This window comes from Paenibacillus polysaccharolyticus, from assembly GCF_900102085.1.
GTDB classification, from domain to species: domain Bacteria; phylum Bacillota; class Bacilli; order Paenibacillales; family Paenibacillaceae; genus Paenibacillus; species Paenibacillus polysaccharolyticus.
In genome coordinates this window covers 101,716-124,114 of sequence record NZ_FMVM01000019.1, presented here as the reverse complement: position 1 = coordinate 124,114, position 22,399 = coordinate 101,716, and the positions used below count along the sequence as shown (strand labels likewise).

Sequence of the window (22,399 nt, the reverse complement as noted above, 5' to 3'; positions counted from 1 at the left end):
GAGCCGCGTGCTAACAGCGCACAGCGGCTTCATTTCTATAATTCAGGATCGCACATCCGATCCAGCTCGTTTATTTTAACTGCCTGTTGCTTGCACACGATGTTCGGCGCGACCTGCCGCATGAACCATCGCACTGTTCACTACCTTGGTTTCAGGAGCAACTGGTTTTGGACGTTCGCCAGCGAGCGCATATGGCAAGCAGAGCGGTACATTGGAGCGCGGGTCCATAACGATGTCGGCTTCAATGTTAAATACTTCACGCAGCACGTCTGAGGTCATCACTTCAACTGGGGAACCTTCTGCAATGGCTTTACCTTGCTTGATGCCGATCATATGCTGTGCATACCGAGATGCATGATTCAGGTCATGGACGACCATCACAATGGTACGATTAGCAGTGGCATTTAGATGCTCCAGCAACTGCAATACTTCAAGCTGGTGAGCCATATCGAGGAAGGTTGTCGGCTCGTCCAGGAACAGAATATCTGTTTCCTGTGCAAGTGCCATAGCGATCCAGGCACGTTGACGTTGTCCGCCGGACAACTGATCAATCGGACGGTCATGGAATTCCGTCATGCCAGTCACCTCGATCGCCCACTCAATCATGCGTTTGTCTTCTGCACGCATGGAACCGAATCCTTTTTGATAAGGGAAACGACCATAGGAAACCAATTCTGTAACGGTCAGCCCTTCCGGTGCTGTAGGATTCTGAGGCAGAATCGCAAGTTGCTTGGCAACTTCACGCGTAGACTGCTTATGGATGGACTTGCCGTCGAGTAACACGCTACCTGCCTTCGGAGACATAATACGTGCCATGGTCTTCAGAATCGTTGATTTCCCCGAACCGTTGGCCCCCACAAGTGCGGTAATTTTCCCTTGGGGAATCTGAATGTTCAGATCCTCAACAATCAGTCTTTCCTCATAAGCGATATCCAGCTTGGACGTCTCCAGACGAAACATGCGATCATCCCTCTCTCATTAATCCCGGTATGTATTCCGGCTATCATAACGACAACGAAATTGAAATTATATTCTGATTCATTACTTCTGAATTTTCCGACGCTTTAACCTTCTAAAAGAAACTGTTTAATCTGCTACACTAAAGATACTGATAATCATTATCACTTGTCAACCAAAAATCCCAATTTTTTTGATGTTATAAGGCATTTTTTGCTCGAAATCAGCATCTCAATGGCTACTATGACACTTATTATATGAGAGTATTTCTCAGTCATTCCGTGCGATTTTTCACCACTGGCCTAATTACCTTAATTTGAATCAATCGATATATGTCTAATTCGTGAACAAAAACAACTCATCAGCACACTTCATCTAGAAAAGACAATTGTTACACAAAAAAAAATGATTCTGAAACCTCCGTTTCAGAATCATCCCCCAAATCTCACTTTATAGTTCCTTGCCAGTTCCAATTCGCATGGTACCTAATACAAATTCAGCTTGGCTTCTGCATCAGGTTAATCGTGACCCCCGAGCCTTCTGCACCTTGCTGGATGCTCACAACTTGATCGGGGTTGATATCGTCTGGCAACTTAATCTGCATGCCATAGGGGTACAAGCGATCTGCTTCTGCCAAGGTTAACGGTGCCTTAGTTTCCGTTTTATTCTGGCCCTCTGGTGAAGCTTCATCGGTTGAATTATCACCTGTTTTATTTTGGCTTTGCTCCGTTGATTCATTTGTTGTTCCAGCTGACGCGTTGCCAACTTCGGATGGAGCACCCTTATCCGCTTCACTCGTTGAAGCATCTGGCTGTTCCTTCGAGGAATCACCTTGTTTCGTTGCTGTCTCGTCTGTTACGCCAGTCGTTGAATCAGCTGAACCTTGACCTGTATTTTCTGTATCAGAGCCTTCACCACGACTCAGGCTTTCCCACTGGTCTGTAACATCGATATCCTTTGTGTTTCCGTCATCCATACGTAGCTGAAGATTCCCCTTTTCAAAAGGAATGCCGCCTGTCTCGCTCCGAAAGCGGATGACTAATTGGGCTGGTGATTTAGACCCTTCCCGCTTGTTCTCTGCAACAATATAAGCAATGTAGTCTGCTGGCTTCTCTTCTGGATTCGTGGCAACTACAGGTTCCCGATCTATGGGTGGCTGTGCCTCAGGTTCAGATGAATTGTTCATCAGAGCATACGTACCACCTGCAGCACCGAGAATCAGGAACAACAGCAACAATCCCAGCCACCGTGTTTTCTTCCGTCCTGTTAACATGCGCATGAACGGAGAGGCAAGTTCCGCTTTGGCCCGATCATAGACCGGCTTCAGCGCTTTTCCTGCTTTGGCATAGTACGGCTTAAAAGCAGACTTGGATCGGAACGCTTCCCGATCATGCGTTTTGAAATACAGGATGATGGCATCCGCATATCCTTTATGTGCGTTAGAACCGCGAACAAACATGCGCTGCGCACCAGACCATTCAAAAAAAGTATAGATCTCTTCGGGGTGCCCCATATGACTGCGTGCAAACTCGATCAGACCCGAATAATCAAGCCGATTACTCCCGCTACCCCCACGATAAAACGCAAGCGACAATGCCTCATAAGCTGGTGTTCCGGGCTGATTCCGTAGCTCTGCCGCGAGCCAGTGACGAGTCCAGCGCTGAAGCTCGTCACGCTCAGCAAGGGAGAGAGATTCCATTCCTTCTTCCGCATTACCGTCACCGCTAAGCCATGCTCTGGCTGCCAGCATCATATTGGTTCTTGCAACGACATCCGAGCCTTGACGTACCGCCCAATCCCGAACCTCTTGCTCATGCTGCAAAATATCGATCTGCAACAGTTGCTCCCGATTCACCCGTTCCAGATCAAGATCCTGGATCATAAACAGGTTGATGACATAAGCAAGCTTGTCAGCTAGCTTGGTTAAAGCCTCCTGATATGCAACCGGTTGTTTACCAAGGGATGGAGTGGTTGGTTTACTGGTAGGATGCGTAGTTGTAGCCTGATGTCCTGAATCGGCAAAAAACTCTGTTTGTCCGATATATCCGGTAATTTCCGATTCCATCGCACCACTCTCGGTGATAAAGTCCAAAACGCTAACCCGTTGAAGAGCTTCGTTCGCTGATTGCACCGGATTGGGCGCAGAACACAGTCTTTCCCGTAGCTCGGTACAAGACCGTTCCACTAAAAAAGCGGATTGGATGGCAGATGGATGAGCCGTAACCCATCGCTGGATAAGCTCAATCACGCTTGCTGCCGTTTCGGTACGTGTCAGCTGATTGTCCAGATATGGCTCAAACAGCAGTTTGGTCAAAGAAGCATTACCCAGCACCTTATCAAAGAAGGCCTGATTCAACTGAGCATCCCAATCCAAAATGGTATACAGCTCCTGCACAGCACGCAATCGTTTCTGCGCTCGCGCATTGTTTACACCGTAGATAAAATAATCCACAATCCGGGCCTTCACCACTGGTGTAGCGACCCGAAAATACTCACCGATGCGAGAAGCCACCACTTCTTCAGGTACATTTTCCCGGCGTACACTATCCAGTTCCCGGCTGAGCAAGGTCAGGAACAGTTCGTTCAGACGTGAACGCTGCTGTAATCCGCCCTCCGGCTTCAGATATGTCAACAAGCCGCTCAAGACCTCATGTTTGTTATTCAGATATAAATCCTCTACGCCTTGTTCAAGGCTGTAAAATACAGATAGCTCCCCATAGGCTTCGATGGAAAGTTCACGTCCAGGCTCCATGCCTGCCAACATCTCATCGGCAAATCCATAAAACTCGGCCGACCTTGCCTGATCCTGCATCAAAAACCACGCAAATTCTGCATAAGGTAACTTCGCAACTGAAGCATCCGCGTGTGTGACACGCCCAGAGACGAGATCAAATGTAAAATCCTTCTCCGTATTTCGATCCTTGGGACGCAGTGTGCCACGCTCCACAAATTGCACATGAATACCTTTCTTGGCCTGTGGCTCTTTGGCAAATGTCATAAACCCAAGCTGACGTCGGAACGCATACGGCAATGCCTTGTACAGCAGACGAAGCAATGCCTTGGCTCCTGCTGTTACTTCCTCTGTTGGCACATCCAGTGCTATGTATACCTTGCGACGTGCCGCCACAGATTGCATCACGGCATACAGCATACGCTTGAACAATGTCTCGTCCATTTTCAGAGCGCTTAGAATCTGGCTCGGTGACGTGTTTGCCTCAAAGCTACCACCGGGCAGTTCAGTTCCAAGTCCTGCTCCACCTTCTGTCGCTAAAGGCAATGCTGTCAGTGCAGGTAGCTCTGTACCCTGCTCGATATCATATGAGTTGGCGAACACGGCATCCAGCCAGTCGCCACGTTTCATATATTCTTCCGAGCTTGCCGGTGATAGAACATAATTGTGAGCGAAAAACGCGCTGCGCAGGCCGGTAAAATCCGCAGCCTGATACACATTTTGCCCGAGAATGGTCTCGCCGCTCTCCAGATGTAACAGGTGCATCGAAGCCGGATACTTGCTCTCGTCCTTCTCACTTCGGCCTGTCAGCTCCGCAGGAGCATCATAGACACAGTAAGGATGAAGTACTTTTTTGATAAAAGAAGGGTCCAGCCCCGGTGATGCAGCCACCGTATCGAATCCCTCCGTCGTCCGGAATACCCCGCGCCGCTCTCTCGTGTACATCTGCTGTTCAATGGGCGGAGTGTTAGTAGAACGCATCATCCCACTCTCCCCTCAATGTACTTGAGTTTGTATAGCAGCCACAGGAAAGGCTCGTCCACTCGGATGGGACTAACTACACCCTGAATTTTCATATCTACCGGATTACTTCCCAGCGCAGATACGGCAAAATAAGCGGTGTCTTTGAAATACACATCCATCGTACCTTTGAACGGACGATCCACTTTCTCGATAAAACGGCGAATCTCCCCGTCGATATTCTCAAACTCGGTCAGGTCGAAAGAGTCGCGGTGAACCATGTTGCGGAACACATTGCTATTGGATTTGATGTAATCACCCTCCTCGTCCTTGAGGGAATGCAGCATGTCACTTTTGGTGAGCACGACAGCGGTTGGAATATTGGTTTTGGCCTTGTCTTGATAGGCGATAAAGTCACCGAAAAGGGTCAGCACCACATCGCGTGGCTCATCGTACTTCGGCGTCCATTCCCCCGGTTCGTTACCCAGGTTAATGCGGATTTTGTCCCGGATCGAACGAATCTGAAGCGGGTCAACCATGAACAGAATACCTGCCGAGTTTTTGATATGCTGTCCGTGCAAGCCCAGATAATCCTGCTCCACCATACCTTCACCTGCCACGTCAAAAAACACCAGGGTCAGCGGCGCTTTATCCTCGTCCTTGAACACAAACTGAAAAATAAATGGCTCCTGCAGCTTTTCCTTCTGCGTGGAATCCAGCAAGTCGCCTCGTTCGAACAGCGGCTCTTCATAATCCGCACGGAAACGGCGGCTGATCTCGGCATTCAGCGGCATACAAGCGGCATCAAAATGATCCGCAGTATAATGCTGCAACGTATGAATTAAGGAAGTCATATACACGGATTTCCCGACCTGGGATGCACCAATAATTGAAATGATATTGCTTGGTGCCTTACCCGCTGTTACAGGCAACTCATTATGACAATGCGGGCACAGACGGCGGCGTGTCATCACACCGTAACGATCATTCAAGCCCATGACAATGTTATCCGAATAGATTCGGTGCTCCTCCGGTACATCATAAGGTGACAGTACAGCTTCCATATCAAATACCGTATCCAGCCCAAAGCGTTCACGATATCGGTTAAGCTTGGCATCTTCTCCGAGTGCATAATCCTCGTCATCGTCACGATGGTGAGCCGCACGGAACACAACCTCTTCCGGTGAGAATTTGCTAAAGCAGTATGGACATACGATATCGTAGAACAACGGCCGTTCCTCCGGCTGCTGTCTCTTCAAAAACCGGCTAAAAAAACTCATAGACACTCCCCTCCCCTTATCTGTGTAAAATACATCCAAGTTAAATGGAGTTATTTACAAGGTACACTTCGATGACAGAACAACCTTCCAATCGCTTGAAAGCTCAACTTCAGTCGTCATGTCTGTTTAATCTGATATCAGCCGATAGGCAGCTCCGTACTTGGGGCCGTCCGTGAAGAATAACCTGATATAGTCGTCTTTGGCGACTTCCACGGGCGGCATTTCATTTTTCCCCGGTACAAAATCACTCACAAATGGATACACCGTTCCATCGTCCTTGTTCAGCGGAACGCCACCTTGTTTACGAACATAACAAAGCGCTTCTTTAGGCACAGGTACCTCAGCAGTTACCGTGATCAACACCGTCTTGCGTTTCTGAAAAAAACCGCTTTTATAGCGAATGGCAAAGCGGATATCCGCCTTGCCTGCACTTGCAATACCCTGATTATCTTCATCCTGCTGACGGATCAGTACAGGCCCATCCTCATGCATCTGGCATGCGTACACCGTGTACTGGATCGCACCAAAGCCGGTTATTCGATCCACATATCCGTTATTCGCCTTGTACTCCTCTCGCGTATACAGCTTCAGCTTGCCCTGTGTCGATCCGCCCGCATCGTCTCCATAATCAGTAACACTCCTGTGTTCTTCACCCACACGATCCGTATTCATAAGATTAAGTTCCAATCGTTCCACGTATACCGCCTCAAGTTGCTCCGGCCAGAGCCAGCGAAGTGTGCAACGACCTTCGTCTACTGCGAGCGTCAACTTTCGAATCCGGGGAGCCGAAGGATCTGCATCTGCATTCATAAACCGCATATTCCGTTGACCTCCCCGATGTTAGAATCCTTTGCTGCGTGTATCTCTTGGCCGCCTACCGAATCCTTCCGCAGAAGAAGTTCCACGGCCAGCATCCCGGCGCCCTTTGCTCTTGCGTGGTGTGTTCTCTTTGATCGGAACAATCCAGGAGAAAAGGGTAAGTATACCTGACAGGATCAGCATGGCTCCAAATCGAACGAAAGCATCACCCACACTAGAACCGTTTAACCCCCACTCCAGTAACAGTCCGGCTAGCAAACCAGACACTGCACCACCTACACCGAAGCTGAGTGCAAGATGACGGTTATCAAACACAAGTCCAAGGGATACGCCAAGCGCCACACCGATCAGCAGCAAAGCCACAACACGGAAAATGGCCAGATACATACTGTGTTCCATCGCACCTGTACGCTCCGTCACGAGAGTACGTTCATCAATCGTATCGTAAATCTGTTGGAACGCGACATTCAGCCCACCTGCGTCAGGTACATCATAGTACATCCCGCCGGTTTGCTGAGCAATGCTCTTAAGCAAATCCGTCCCCGAAGGGTCTACCAGGCTCAGACCAACAGTATGGATAGCCACTTGTTCCTGTACATATTGCGGCAAAATGCCCGAGATATCAGCATCACTGAATCCGTCCGATAACAGGATAACGACTGTTCCCCGTTTCGGATCTTGTTTGCCTTCGATCAGTTTCATGCCTTCCCGGAGTACCGCATCAAAATTCGTCCCCCCGGATGTGGTGACAATGCCGTCGATTTTGCTATTCACTTCGCTTTTGGCAGCTTCACTATCTACGGCAATAAACGGCTGCAACAGTTGAGGCTGATCGTCAAACGTAATGACAGCCACCTGTTTGTCGCTCTCCATCTGATTAATGAGCGTCTTGGCTGCTTCAAACCGCCCGTTATTGGGATCAGTCTCGTTCATGCTGCCTGAATTATCGATCATCAATATGATGTCTTTGACCTGTTTTGCTCCGCCCGGATTGATCTGGTACAGCAATTGCAATCCCATCCCTACAACCAGTAGCAGTGCTAGCGTTGCAGGCACAAGCAGCTTCCAGGACAAGCTGAGATACCTTAGCTTCCACGAAGCACCGTTCAGTCTTGGTGAGATCATCTCTGCCAGCAGGCAGAACAGCCCCACGCTAAGTGCTAGCACACCGAAATATAACCCCATCAGCAGCAGGCGCGGCATTTCCCCAAGCCACTGATGCAGCATGATTTCTCCTGCCGCAAAACCAACTGCTCCGCCAATCAGGCTGAACAGCACCAGGAGAAGATTGATTTTTCGCTGCATGTCTGCATGCATCCTTTCTCAACGCCCGCCAGAAGCGGGCTGACTTAGTACCCACGAAACATAGAACGACACCTCTGCTTAATCTAAGCAAGTTGAACTTAAAGATGGTTTACCTCTACACTCCCTTAACAGGATGCCCCTTCCAACGTGCATTGTGCTATATGTTCTTTCATTCCGCTACCGGAGCGGAGACAGTTTCTCTGCTAGCTCCGCAGGGTGAAGCTCATAACCATTTTCCGTATAAGAATCGTAGTACACCTTACCATTACGGTACACCATAAGATCCTCCAGATGGAAACCACCCATCAGATTAAGCTTCTCTACCCCGCTGCTACGTTCCTCATACACCACACCCAGCTTGTAGATGCGTGAGGTTTCCTCGGCATGTGCCGCGTAGTCCATAAAAGCACTGTGATGGTCACCAAAAAAGTACTTCTCTTCATACCGATGCTCTTGCGTATAGTCGAACACCCGTATCCGAACAACGGCCTGATCTTCTAAAGTGCGATACAGCCTGCGGAATAGATCATCACGGGTCAACACATCCCGATCCCTGTACGTAATCGTCACATTAGCTCGCTGCAGTAGTTCCTCTTCAAACGACAAGCGTAGCGGTTCCGCGGAAAGCAACAAGTCACGGCAAACTTCCATTAAGCGTGCAAGCAAACGGTCACTGCCTTTGATCGCAAGCTCATTCATATCTCCCATGTAGCGATCTTCGAACCATACTTCCCGCCCCCGTCTTGCCTCCAGATCGGTGATCAGTTCTTCCGTCACTTTGCCGTAATACTCCATGACGTTCTGACCAATGTATTCGTCAGCAGCGGCAATGCTCTCTTCCGCTACTTCATGCAATGTACGCTCCAGCGCTTCAAGTGAGGTTGTAACTTGACGACTGTAGCGATGGAGTTCTTCCATTTCCGTATCGTAGATACGAAGCAAATGCAGTTCATTTTCCAACCGTAGCAGGTCTACCTTGGGTTCGTATACTCGTTCCAGTAAACAATCGATTAGATTGCGCACGTTCTGCTTATCACGGAAGAGCGCACGTTTGATCGGTTGATCCTCCACCCGCTCTTGCTGACGCTGTTCCATCAGTGCCCGTGCGGATTCGAGTTGCATCGATTTGTCGCGGATCAGTGCGAGCAGGGCTTCACGAACACTCCCTGGCTCACCGTCGCTCCAGGCAGCCCACTGAAAGTATCCTATTTCGGGATATTCCATATGAGACTGCTCGGCCTGACGGCGAAGCGACCCCGAAGAACCGCGCTCGCGTACACGTTCCTGCACCGGACGGACAACATTTTCACGGAAGTAGGCTTCCGCTCCTTCTCCATACAGCGCTCGCTCAGCCTCTCTTAAAGAGAGCGGCTTGAGTTCAGCAAAGCTGCGATTATGCGTCATGATGCCGCTCATGCCACTAACGAGGTCTTCGCTTGGCAACAGCCCCTCCACCTTACGTTCCACGGAGGAGGCATCCAGTCCGAAAAAGGTCATTTTGTCCTTGATGCTCCAGTCTGGCTCCTGTTGCATCCGGCCAAGCAGATAACGGTACAGATGGTACAGCACGGTCAGCGCAATCGGTTTGTTCGGCCGCCTGATCTCGGCAAAACCTGCACTGGCATACCCATGCTGATCCGAGGTGGTACGGATATTATTTTTAAACGACGTATTATTGTAGGTATTCGCGCCCGTGCTGGCGATGGCAGCCCGGTCTTCATAGGTTTCCTCCTGCTTTCGGTTCTTCAGCAGGCAGATGCGGCAGATGATCTCGGCATTTTCAATCCAGCCGCCAGGTACACCGGTGCCACGTTCGTTTTTGTCCGAAAGTACATAGACCAGATCAAACAAGGGCGCTGCAGGATGGGTTACGGGAATGGATATCCCGTCCTCCGTCACCAGCAACTTGCCGCTGAACATGTAATCCAACGATTGCATGTAATCGAGCTCACGCAGAAAAGCAAGTCCCGCTGCGCTGGCATATCCAAAGGAATCGACCTGCTCCATCTCACTAACCAGCACATGAAGATCCGTCTGTACCGACTTGAAAGACTGTGCCAGAATGGTCTCGGCCAGCTTCGTTATCTCCGGCAACAGTACATTCAGCGGATCATCTGCCCGGGTAATGACGGTTACGTAAATTCGATCAAAGGACGAATACAGCCGTCCATATTCAGCAATACGGTTGCTTACCCGCCGCATCATTCGATTTAATCCAAAAAGCGCCGCTGCCGACTCGTGAAAGCGACGGTGTACATCCTTGCGCAGCGTTTTGGAAGAACTCCGCTGTGAATGCGAGGTGGAGATTGGTAAACGGTGGTACGTGACCTGAGCGTTTTCATAGGATGACTCGGCCCCGTAACCTGATTTTGCTTTCTCCTGATTGTGAGACGAATTCGTTGCATTCACTGCATCCACTGGATTCAATGTGTTTGAAGCATTTGAAGGACTCGAAGGACTCGATGCATCGGCTTCATTCGATGTATCATCTGTCCCAATGTGTACGTATACTACACCGTCTTCGTTATCCCACTTCAACTGGTTAATATCATGCACAGCAGACACCGCAGGTTTCACCAGATCACCAACAAAAAGGAACAGCGCCGGGTAATGGATGCTGCTGCGTCCATCCCCTTGGCTTCCTTGGCGTTCCTGTTCTACGGCGTACCGGGAAGCGTACTTGTAAAGCTCACGCTTTAAGGCGTGCTGCATCCCGTTTTCTTTTTGCTGCATATTCATTGGTACATTCATACCATCAGCCACCTTATTTCAGCCTTCTGCGAATATCGTTCAGCTTCGACGACATCGTTCTGTAGAACTGGTAGATGTCTTCTCCGTTCGCGAGTTCTACCCGTTCATACTCCAGACGATCACGTGACTCCATAAACAATGCCGCCAGATCATCCAGCTTGCTCAGGAGCGGTGTAATATCCTCGGAAGCGGTCAGGTCGTTGTCGCGACGGGAAGATTTGCGTAGCAAGGTACTGCGATCCTTCTCGGACAGGCCGCGGAAGTTGCCAAACACTTCGTATTCAGCGAAATTACGGCTTTTCATCAGGTTAGCGAACGGTTCCCATACGTCTTCCTCCGGATCACGGTCGTAGACGTACAGTGCACCCTTTTTAACAATCGTATCTGTATAGAGTGCTTCGATGAGACGATCATACCACTGCTCTTCATCCTGATACTGTGCGAGAATGCCTTCCAGTTCAGCCACTTTCGCAGTGATTGCATTCATCTTCGCCAGTTCCTCACGTACCCGCGCGATAAGCTGTGGAGAGCGTACAAGGTTTTCTTTCGCCATATCTTCATTAATACTTCCGAAAATATCCTTCGTATCTACCCGTGGCAACCCTTCGGATTGCAGACGTTTCAGTTCAAGGACAGCCCGTTTCACTTCACCCAGATTCGGCGCGTTCGAAGTTAGACGCATGTCGTAAGCAGCCAGCTTGGCAGACAGGTCAAACGGTTCCGTCGTGACAATCGCATATCGGTTACTTGTATTTTCATCCTGCGATTTGGCAGTGACAATGTTATAACCGAGCGCCTGCTCGAATTCATTGCGAACCCTTGCGTTGTACTGCTTCACGCGGACGTTCTCGTACACATCTCCCCATGATTTTTCCGGGATCGGAGACGGCAGGTACGTCCAGTTATTTTTCTCCGTCTGCACCAAATGACGTCCAATGCCCTCTTTGTCCAAAATCGTGCGTTCGTAGCTCTCTTCATACACTTTGAGCGGTGTATATACAAAGAGTGGTACCCCGTTGCGTGTATTCAGCCAGAAAATACGGTTCCGCACTTCGCTTTCTTTAACAGTAAAGTGAGATTTGCCTACGGCATTGTTCTGGTAGTTACGAATCCCCTTCAAGATACCCGGAGCCTGTGCTGGCACGGACACAAACCCCCAAGAAGGGAAATGTAGACTGCCTGTGCTATTGCTCAGATTAAATACCGGCACGGCCTCGTCATCCAGCTTACCTGCAATAAAACGTTCCACGAATTTCTCAACGGACTCGTCTTTCCCATATTTGATCACCAGGAAATCTTCCATGGAGCGAGTAATGAGATCACCGAATTTTTCACTTAGGAAATCAGAGATGGAGCTAACGATATCAATCTCGTTTTCCTTCACCCACTGGCTCGAATTCTCCAGCAGCTCACGCGAGAAGTCGCGGATCAGATCATCCGTATCGCGTTTGTCCAGCAGCCCGTCCACCACGCTCACGATATCCGGTACACTTACCACGTTCCAATAATAGGTTTTGTTTCCTTTGTGATCGGTCTGCTCTTCGCTGCGTGTCAGCAGATCGCCGTTCTTGGCAAAGATGGAGCTGAGCGCATTCAGCGTCTCGGAAAATACGTTATAAATGCGGCTGTTCTCTTGATTCAGCAATTCATACAGATCTTCATAGAATTCAATCATCTGGTCGTTGCGTTCCACATCGGCATGCAGCCAGTATTCATGAATTTTCGCTTCGATATAAGCATTCTTTTTCTTCTCTTTGGAGACAAAAGCACTCTTCGCATCACCCAGCTTCTCTTCGGACTGCTCCTGAGCCGCTTCAATATCACGTGGAATGCGGAACGCATTTTCCCGTAGCGTTTCGATGTACGACTGAATCATTTTCAGTACACAGAATCCTTTTTCGGTATAAATCAAACGAGAGACATAGAACGGCCCCTGTTCAGGATGCAAAAACATCCGCCGAATCTGCTCGGTAAACTGACCCGCAATCTCGCCCGGAAGCTGTTTCTTCGCCTTGATATATTCCTCACGGGCACGTGCCAGGAAGTTCTGTTCCAGCTCCGTATCCATGTTGACGACCTGGGATTTCACCACGTTGCCATAGGATAGACGTTCACTGTTCTGGTAACCCGGTAGTGGTTCAGGTACGCGAGATTCGAAGGATTTAACTACACTTTCGAGATCAATACCCAGCTTACGGGCAAACTTCTCGGTATCTTCCTGATTCGGTGCTTTGGAGAACATGGTGCTCATTTTGTCGAACATCCTGTAGGCCAGATATGTTGTCATCTCTTCAATCGGCAGTACAGCCGAAGATGCACCGATGATGTTGTAGTCATAGTTGGCCGGGTACAATTTGTTCATCTGTGCGATGTTGGTGCGAATGTTGCTGATGTAGTCGTGGATCGCAAATTCCTCACCCGACTGCTTCTCTTCACTGGAGATAAAGTTGGTGATGTTCTCCGCCGTAACGTTCATGCAGTAGTCATAGGCATTCTCCAGTAACTTGCCTTCCGTATTCGTCGCCGAGATCAGATGACACAGGTTAAATGGCGGCAGCGGCGAGTTCACGGCCAAAATATTGCCGTACTTCTGTGTAAACCGCTCACCGCGGCTGTCCACGTTCATCCAGTAATCCAGCTCTTTGAGCGCTGCATATCCATTCTTGCGAATATATTCGCGTGTATGCTCGCTCAGGCTTTTGTTAGACAGGTTCACGTCAGGCGTGAACAGGTAACCGAGCGTGTTGACGCGGTCAATCCCGGCAGAGCCGTGATCCCGCTCAATGATGCCACGCACGATATAGGAAATATCGAGGAAGCAGCCGCTGCCTGTACCACCGGACAATCCGGTGAGCAGGAATACCATCAGTTTTTTGTTCGTACCAACGGATAATGTTTTGATCTTTTTATCGATGGCCTGTACGACTTGATTGATCTTCGTAAACAGCAGCAAACGTCCAGCCTGACGCACCCCTGCGGCTCCGTTCATACCGTCCGTGATGCTCAGTTCAGGAGACAGCCAGTCCGTGATATACGGCTCCAGCACGCTACGATTCTGCAAAAGGCCGCCAATCTCGGCATTCGAAAGCAGTACAAATTCGTTGATCGGATCAAGGCCGATGCCTCTGTATTTCTTCGCGCGATCCTGTTCGTTCGTTTCAAACGCCAGAAATTCAACGTTGTCCGGCTTCTCCATCTTTTTCTTGGACACCGGGTCTTGTGGCAGCTTGAAACGACGATTGATCTGATATTTCAGACGCAGTAGCGCGTCAATTCCCGTTCCGCCCAGACCGATAATCAGAATAGGGTTGTCAATCGTATCGACCCTGATTTTCTCACTGACGATACCTCCGCCCAGTGATACATCCAGTTGTTGAATATGTTCTCTCACGATCGGTTTCATTCAATATCCTCCCTTAGTAAACCAGTTGGGCTACAACTCATTACACTTGCCACTCCGATGACAGAGTAACCTGAAGGGTCGCTGTTATTCCCGTATTTTTTGATTCAATTTTTCATAAAGGTGAAAATCCGGGAATAAAGGCGAGCGCTTGCGCTTCTTCAGGTTTTCTCTGTCCTCTCCGTTCACGTGTAAACAATTAGCCCAACTTATATTGGTATTCCTTTTAAATCAAATCATCCATTTAAAACAAATAATCAATTTGAATCAACAAACCGAACAATCACGTCACACCAAATACTCAATCAAAATCGTTTTATCCGCCTGTTGCAGCGGGATGCTCAGTCGATCACCGTTCTTCAGTTCAACGCCTGAGCTCGCATCCACCGCACGGCCGGATTTCTCCAGCGTACCTCCTGCGGTATTGCGAATGATCAATCGGTCTCCATTGCCAGGAGTGAATATATATTTCTCGGTTTCCTTCAGTTCAGGGTCAAGCTGCAGCAATTGATGCAGGTGGAATTTGCCCCGGAAGGATGCCAGCTTTTTGTATTGCGGATAGGATTTGTCTCCAGTGTTCTCATCCCGAATCTCCACGATGATCTGACCGACAAAGCCGCGGTTTTTGCGTTTCAGCCAGCCCATCAGGAACCAACCGCAGGCCGCCACCACGATCAGGGCAATCACACCCAGGATGACGGGCAACCAAGGGAACGGCTTATCATTCGCAGCAGGTGGCGTTGTCGGTTGTGCCTGACTTCCGCCTGTGCCCCCTGCGTTGATGACAATCGGTGCACTTTCACGGTAAAAGCTGTCTTCCTCTGCACGGATGATCAGTTCATAGTTGTGATTGTCCGGCACTTCAAAGGTTCCGGCAAAACCGGAGCCTGTGTTCTTGAGCGGTTGCTCTTCACTCTTGCCTGCGTCCTTGTCATTCACGATCAAGGTGGCCTTCATGTCCGCATACAGATCTTTATCTTGTAGCGGTTGACCGCCATTTTCCAGCCTCGCTGACAGATCGATCTTGTCGCCTTTCGTATAGGACTTGGTCTTAATTGGGTCCGCAACGAGTTGAAGATCGTAGTTAAACAGCAAGTTGATATCGATGCTGTCTTTGGGAGCCCCTTTTACCCGAAGTTTCCAGTCGCCCTCCTGAGGTTTCAAGAGCTTCACCAGCGAATAACTTTTGGAGGTAGATAGCTTGGCCTCATTCGAATTCAGGTTTACGTTCTTGCCAGAAGGATCGGTTAACTGTACCTGTACTGGCTTCGAAGACATGATGGAAATATTGGCTTCGAGCACGCTGTCATTCGGCACGTTCACGGTAACTTCCTGATAACTGCCGTTTCCGGTTACAGAAGGTAGCTTCACAACATTCAGCTTGGCATGATCGGCGAAAATTTCACTCAAAATCTGCGGCAGATCATCCGGTGTATCGGTGATAAACGACTTGCCTTTTGTTTGTTTGGCAAGGTCTGCAAGTGCATTTTTGTTCAGCTTGCCATCGGCATTAAGGCCGATCGTGTAGACTGGAATACCTTTCGCTTGCGCATCCTTGACGGCTTTTGCCAGATCCGCGTCCGACTCGGCCTGGGTGCGTCCTTTGCTTTTGTTAAAATCGTTATTGCCATCCGCAAGCAGTACAATCATGGGCGAGTGCGACGGGTCGGCCCCATGGCTCAATATGTTCATGGCTTCCGCAACACCTACGGATATATCGGTGTATGGGCCTCTGCCAAGCTGGTCGATAAAGTCTTTCAGATTACTTTTATCTGCGTCAGACTGAATTTCAAGCATTGCCTTTTCTCGCTCCACCTGATCGGTGTAAGCCACGATACCTACTTTATCGCCGACGGTGGGCAGCATATCTATAAACATTTTCATCGCTTCGTTACTGATCTTGTCGCGATCACTTGTATTCATCGAGTTGCTGACATCGGCTACAAGCACCGCGTCGATTCCACTCGTTTGTGCCTGGGCAGCTTCCGCTTGGGGGAGCAATGCCGAAGGCAGCAGCAGGGTTAGTAATGCCAGCAGAACCAGAGTTCCGCTAAGCCAGCGTTTTTTGCGTATCCGCAGCATGGGCTGTACTCCTTCACGTTTGAGATTAAAATGCGAATAGTTTATTATAGGCGTCAAGCCTTAAGGAAATCTTAACAGTCTTCTAATAAAATCTGAAAAGCACCCCTATTCTGAGTTACAATTTTGTAATGTCTGACAAAAATCGACGATTTTAGCGCTTTTGTTGGAATTCAAATTCCAACTATGGAAATATGATATAGCTATTACCAACAAACCGCAATATAACAGCGCTTGATCTTCAAGCCTTAGAAAGGGACGGAATTATGGTTACATACGTATGCCTCGCCATAGTGTTTCTTTTTGTTATGATCAAGGTGATCACGTTTCAGGTTCATCGGCGAAAGACCGTCTCCCGTGAAGACACGGATCGTACCCTGTACAATATTCTAAATGGTGGGCGTGATGGAGCATGAGTAGTACGAAAAAAGTAGTATCCATCCGGCCTTTCTATCGAACGACATATGCCTACCAAAAGTTGCATATCTGCAAACGCTGCGGGCAATATACCTGCCTCTGGGAAGATCAGTGCACTTCCTGCGGACGTAGCACCCTTGTCACCGTAGAGGAAAAAGCAAGTTCACGAGTAAAACGCAGGATGGTCCGTGATGCTTTCTTTGTTCTTTTGATCGGCGCCGCAGCTACTTATTTCGGTGAAACGCTGGACCAGTCTATGATCGCTGTTACGGTGACGCTGTTACTGTTCGGCGGCCTGATCTTCTTGCAGCAGCGTTCATTCCAGATTGAACAACGGCGCGAAATGAGACAGTTGCTACGATTGGACGAAGAGATCATTCGCCAAGGGATCAATCGGAACTGGGCCCTTGTTGCCGAAGCGCGAAAAGAGGACGAGGCACTCGCCTACGAGATGTTGCGCGAGATCGGCTCCCTGATCTATAACGACCGGATTCGTCTGCAACAGATCGCGTTACTGCAATCTTTCGTGTTACGCAGCGATATGGACTTGCAACTTAAACCGCTATTGCTCCAGAACTTCGAGCGGCTGCTCGCCGAGTATATTGGCGAAATTGCCCGGCTGAAGCCGGAACTGATTCGTGAAGACGCGATTCGATATATCGCCACGTATGAGGTTCATATTTTACAGTTGCATAATGGCATCCAGATTCTGACCGCCGTGGCGGCCGCTGCCGTGCGTAAGAGCAAATATATTGAACTGTTTCCCAGTCTGATCACCCGCTATGCACGTTTCATGCCCAAAGACCGGTTTATGCGGCTTTATCACACGATCGAGCGTTATCCAACCAAGGCACGCGGTGGACTCGCGGAGTCCGTCGGCCGGTTATATAACGAGAAATACCGCGACCAGTATGCTGATGTCCATGGGTGACCGTCTGTGCAACAAGCCGGTCTATATCGTATCAAGACTGGCTTACGTTCAGATTCGGATTCATAAAAAGTGGGCGAACCGCGTGTAATAACCAGTTAACCCGTAAGTAAAATAATGCAAATCAGCTCCCTAATTATAGACGAACGGTACACCGAGCTTCCCTGCATTGTTGTGATCTAGTAAGCAAGATATCGTGCCATCTTTTAATCATATAAGTTTTAAACCAAAAACACCCCGTCCTTAGGTCTAGGATGAGGTGTTTTGTCGTTCTGGTTCATATTGTGCGAATTCTAACGATCACAGAGGAGCCATCATAGCGTGGTGACTGCATAACGAGTGAGGGCTGGAGTGCAGTTCACATCGTGTGAATAAGTGCATGTGCATCCTGATTGTAAAAAAGGGCCGCGACGTGTTTCCGTCGCGACCCTTGGTTCGAGCGTTCGGTACGATGACGTACCTGAACGCTCTTGATATGGGCCATGCGGCATCCGCTACTGCGGTGGCATGGCTATGATGCTTCTAGCGCAATATGCGGCTGCATCGCCGCTTGCGCCAGTGCGTTACCGCCCGCGACGAGAATCGCGGCGGTCGCCCCTGCTCGGACCGCGTCCAGCGGAGTCCGAGCGGCCTGAACCAGCGCCACCGCGCCCAGCGGTGCGCTTGTCGGCGCTGCGGCCAGCCCAGCCGCCGCTGCGGCCTGCTCCACCGCGGCCGCCTTGGCTTGTGCCGCGGCTACTACTGCTGCGGCCTTGGCTTGTTGCACCGCGACTGCTGTCGCTGCTTCGCGCCGATCCGCGGCCTGCGCTGCGCTCGTCACCGCTACGGCCGCCACTGCGTCCACCGCTACGGCCACCTTCGCCTCCGCGCGAACCACGACCGCCACGGCCACCATCTCGGCGGTCGTTACGACCTGCACCGCGACGGGCACTGCCTGTCCCGGCAGTACGACCACCACGCTCATCATTGCCCTCGCTATTAATTACGCGGCGAGAAGCTCCCGTAGAAGCGACTGGTCCTTCGCTTGTCCATTGGATGCGATTCAGCTTCTGATTCGTACCTTCCTCGATCCGAGCAAGTTCCGGTCTGTCGTGCTGGGTTGCAAACGTCACGGCAAGACCCGTTCCACCTGCCCGGCCTGTACGACCGATACGGTGAATATAACTTTCCGCATCATGCGGCATATCGTAGTTGAATACGTGGGTAACCCCTTCAACATCCAAACCGCGTGCGGCGACATCGGTAGCCACAAGGATTTGCAGCTTCGCATCACGGAATGCCTTCATGACATTCTCTCGCTTGGATTGGGACAAGTCGCCGTGAAGCTCGTCGCTCTCATATCCTGCTTCTCTCAGATCTTCATTCAGCTTCGAAGCCCGGCGCTTCGTCCGGCAGAAAATAATCGCCAAATACGGGCGATACGTGTCAATCATGCCACGAAGTGCATCAAATTTGCCGCGATCTGTACATTCCAGCACCTGCTGGCGAATTTGATGAATCGGGATCACGGACTTGGAGGAAACTTTCACGTCCTCCGGGTCTTTCATGTAGTTTTTCGCCAGAACACGAATGCCCTTAGGCATCGTTGCCGAGAACAGCATCGTTTGACGTCTATGCGGCAATTCTTTCAAAATCGTTTCTACATCGTCCAGGAAGCCCATGTGTAACATCTGATCTGCTTCATCCAGCACCAGCTTTTTCACATTATCGAGCTTCAAGGTACCACGGCGCAAGTGATCCAGAAGACGCCCTGGTGTTCCTACAACGATCTGCGTTCCGTTTTGCAGTTTGCGCAACTGCTTTTCTACATCCTGTCCACCATATACCGCAAGCACATGCAGCTTGTCATCGTTAGCGGTCAGTTTCTTCGCTTCTTCCGTAATCTGCAATGCCAGCTCACGCGTAGGCGCAATAATCAGGGCCTGCGGAGAGCGGTCGGATACGTTAATTTTCTGAATAATCGGCAGCAAAAAAGCCAGCGTTTTCCCTGTGCCCGTCTGCGCCTCGGCGATGATATCACGTCCACCCAGCAGTACGGGAATGGAACGCTCCTGTACTGGAGTTGGCACGGCGATGCCCTGATGTTTCAGCACCTCGCACCATTCCGGGCGAATGCCCAGTTGTTCAAAGTTTGCCAATCGTTACACCTCTGTATATTCATTTAGATAAGTTCATTTCATAGAAGACCCTAGCCCTTTGGAAAATGCATAGGCATCTCCGTCTGAACTTGATTGAGTCTATGTCATTGTCTGAGTCGGCATACGAGCCTGCTATTGGCGTCCTTGTGCCCGAGTTCTGCATCTGAACCTGATTCTCTACTCCAATCACACCCGTAACTGCAGTACACATCCTGTGAGTCCAAACTAGTTTTCCTGAATTCAACTCTGATTATGAAATGAATTTTTAAAAAGCAATCATTCCATTGCTTTTCTTCTCCATACCCTGTAGTTTACACGTTCATCCAGTAAAACAAAAGCGAAACTGAACTACCGCGCCAACTTGTAGCATGAATGTAGCGTAAAAAGCAGACGTTTTGTTCATATGTCACACCTGGTGCATGCAAGCCGAACATAGGGATGAAGGAACGCGAGATTCGTTTTTTCATAAATCAAGCGACACCAACTACTGTGACACCAACCACGAAATTTGCTAACGATCACCACAGAGCTTATTTGCTCGAATTATGCCTTGGCTGAATTCTAACGATCACCAGGAAGCTTATTTCGTCAAAAATCACGAGAATTCTCACAAAAAGTAGTGAAATCAGTAAAATAGCGTCTCTGGTGATCGTTAGAAATGAAAATGGCCCAAATTGGGCTAAATAAGCTCTCTCCTGATCGTTAGCGCTCACAGCTACAAAAAAAGCGGCTCCCCCGGCACACACCGCAAGGAGACCGCTGCATATCAATACTGTCTAGCGTTATCTATAGCCTATATTCGTTCGCATCGCAGTCCGCTATTTCTAGCTTACTTGCCGCCTGTTGATGTTGTAACGTTCAGATACCAATACCATTTTGGAACAAGTTACTTAAACGTTACGCCTTACTTGAACTTTACACTTCGCTTTAACTTTACGCCTTACCCGAGCCTTACATGAGCTTTACGCTTTACTTCAGCCTTATGCTCCGTGTCCGCCCGTCCCCGGGACGGTACCCGCATCAGAAGCCTTAAATCCGCTGCGCTCCAGCAATCGGGAGCTTTCCTCGTTTAATCCACGCAAATGCACGGTTTTACCAAGCTTCGCGTATTTGAATTTTACTTTGCCAACCGCCACAACCGCGGTGTTGTCCCAGATATGCGAGCCGCCAAAGTCAATGGTGATGTCCTGCGGATCGGCTTCCGCATCGAATTTGTCCACGAAATGGGACGAGGAACCGAAGAAGAACGGTCCGTGTACACGATACACTTTCTGTCCTTGCTCCTCGCTAGACTGGACGCGAATTTTGGTCTGCTTCCAGCCAAAATGCAGCACGCTGAGCACGACACCGACCATTACACCAAGCGAAAGGTCATGCGTGTAAACAACGATGGCTACCGTCACCACCATAACGAAAGCTTCTGCGCGTGGTACGCGGGCAATATTTTTAACAGAACTCCAGTCAAACGTACCAATACACACCATAAACATCACGCCAACCAGCGCACCCATCGGTACCTGCTTCACCACACCGCTCAAGAGCAACAATAAAATCGCCAGGAACGCACCTGCCGTAAATGTCGACAGCCTGCCTCGGCCGCCTGACTTCACATTAATGACGGACTGTCCAATCATTGCACAGCCACCCATACCGCCGAACAATCCGTTTACAAAGTTTGCAATCCCCTGACCACGCACCTCGCGGTTTTTGCTGCTTTTGGTTTCCGTCATCTCATCCACAATGGTTGCGGTCAAAAGGGACTCCAGCAAACCGACAAGTGCCATCGTAAACGAATACGGCAACAGGATCATTAGTGTATTCCATGTCCACGCAATATTCGGCAGATGGAACATCGGCAATGTACTTGTCAGATTGCCCATCTGACCTACCGTTTTGACATCAAGATGAAAGACCACCGTAATAATAGTCATGATAATAATCGCTACAAGCGGAGCCGGAGCCCCTTTGAAAAAACGCGGTAAAATATAGATGATTGCCAGTGTTCCCGCCACCATCACGTACATGATCCAGTTCGCTCCCGTAAAGTGGGTGAGCTGCGCCATAAAGATCAGAATCGCTAGTGCGTTCACAAATCCGGTCAACACCGAATGAGGCACAAACGTAATAAATCGCCCCACTTTAAATATCCCTAAAATAAACTGAATGATGCCCGTCAGGATGGTCGCCGCAAAAAGATATTCCACGCCATAATCCTTGACCAGTCCTACCATTAATACCGCCATAGCTCCTGTTGCTGCCGAGATCATGCCCGGTCTACCGCCCGCAATCGAAATGACGATTGCAATCGTAATCGACGCATACAGGCCGACCATCGGATCGACACCAGCGATAATCGAGAAGGCAATAGCTTCCGGAATAAGCGCGAGTGCTACGGTGATGCCTGCGAGCACATCTCCACGGATATTGCCAAACCACTGTTGTTTTAACGTATTCATATGTTGTTGCTTTGCCTCCTAAGTTTGTTCCTCAAATTAACAATTAAATGATAATTAACGAATGCCTTCACGCAGATGTAATCAACCAATAACTATTGAAAAGTGGATATATTATTTTTATTTTTGCTCATTAAGACATTTTACACTCACTCATTCTGCTAGACAATCTTAAATAACA

11 protein-coding genes are annotated in these 22,399 nt (G+C 49.4%); 1 reads left to right on the top strand and 10 read right to left on the bottom strand.

Annotated elements, in window-relative coordinates; translation table 11 throughout:
- Positions 1–75: 75 nt before the first annotated feature.
- The 8 genes from BLQ13_RS23730 to BLQ13_RS23695 form a co-directional block, all read right to left on the bottom strand.
- Positions 76–960, bottom strand: coding sequence for an ABC transporter ATP-binding protein (locus tag BLQ13_RS23730; protein ID WP_090924170.1), 885 nt, complete (start codon positions 958–960; stop codon positions 76–78).
- A 493-nt stretch (positions 961–1,453) separates the two neighbouring features.
- Positions 1,454–4,672: a GAP1-N2 domain-containing protein gene (locus BLQ13_RS23725; RefSeq protein WP_139168943.1), complete on the bottom strand. Its 3,219-nt coding sequence runs from the start codon at positions 4,670–4,672 to the stop codon at positions 1,454–1,456.
- Positions 4,669–5,928, bottom strand: coding sequence for a TRAFAC clade GTPase domain-containing protein (locus BLQ13_RS23720; protein ID WP_090924168.1), 1,260 nt, complete (start codon positions 5,926–5,928; stop codon positions 4,669–4,671). The genes BLQ13_RS23725 and BLQ13_RS23720 overlap by 4 nt, the downstream gene beginning before the upstream one ends.
- Positions 5,929–6,054: 126 nt before the next feature.
- Positions 6,055–6,747: a beta-mannanase gene (locus BLQ13_RS23715; RefSeq protein WP_090924167.1), complete on the bottom strand. Its 693-nt coding sequence runs from the start codon at positions 6,745–6,747 to the stop codon at positions 6,055–6,057.
- 21 nt (positions 6,748–6,768) lie between these two features.
- Complete coding sequence (locus BLQ13_RS23710) at positions 6,769–8,052, bottom strand: vWA domain-containing protein (RefSeq protein WP_090924166.1); 1,284 nt, start codon at positions 8,050–8,052, stop codon at positions 6,769–6,771.
- A gap of 177 nt (positions 8,053–8,229) precedes the next feature.
- Positions 8,230–10,803: a transcription initiation factor TFIID gene (locus BLQ13_RS23705; protein WP_244159438.1), complete on the bottom strand. Its 2,574-nt coding sequence runs from the start codon at positions 10,801–10,803 to the stop codon at positions 8,230–8,232.
- A 13-nt stretch (positions 10,804–10,816) separates the two neighbouring features.
- Positions 10,817–14,206, bottom strand: a complete 3,390-nt coding sequence (locus BLQ13_RS23700; RefSeq protein WP_090924165.1) for a tubulin-like doman-containing protein — start codon at positions 14,204–14,206, stop codon at positions 10,817–10,819.
- Positions 14,207–14,491: 285 nt separating this feature from the next.
- Positions 14,492–16,285 carry a vWA domain-containing protein gene (locus BLQ13_RS23695; RefSeq protein WP_090924164.1) on the bottom strand — a complete coding sequence of 598 codons (1,794 nt, stop codon included), beginning with the start codon at positions 16,283–16,285 and terminating at the stop codon, positions 14,492–14,494.
- Between the two features lie 409 nt (positions 16,286–16,694).
- On the opposite strand from BLQ13_RS23695, the gene BLQ13_RS23690 reads away from it, so the two are divergent.
- Positions 16,695–17,630 (top strand): hypothetical protein, encoded by a 936-nt coding sequence (locus BLQ13_RS23690; protein WP_139168942.1) that lies wholly within the window; start codon positions 16,695–16,697, stop codon positions 17,628–17,630.
- Positions 17,631–18,190: 560 nt separating this feature from the next.
- On the opposite strand, the gene BLQ13_RS23685 is transcribed toward BLQ13_RS23690, so the two are convergent.
- Positions 18,191–19,765, bottom strand: coding sequence for a DEAD/DEAH box helicase (locus BLQ13_RS23685; RefSeq protein WP_090924162.1), 1,575 nt, complete (start codon positions 19,763–19,765; stop codon positions 18,191–18,193).
- Between the two features lie 980 nt (positions 19,766–20,745).
- The gene (locus BLQ13_RS23680; RefSeq protein ID WP_090924161.1) at positions 20,746–22,221 is read right to left on the bottom strand and encodes a SulP family inorganic anion transporter; all 1,476 of its coding nucleotides are present in this window, start codon (positions 22,219–22,221) and stop codon (positions 20,746–20,748) included.
- Positions 22,222–22,399: the final 178 nt, after the last annotated feature.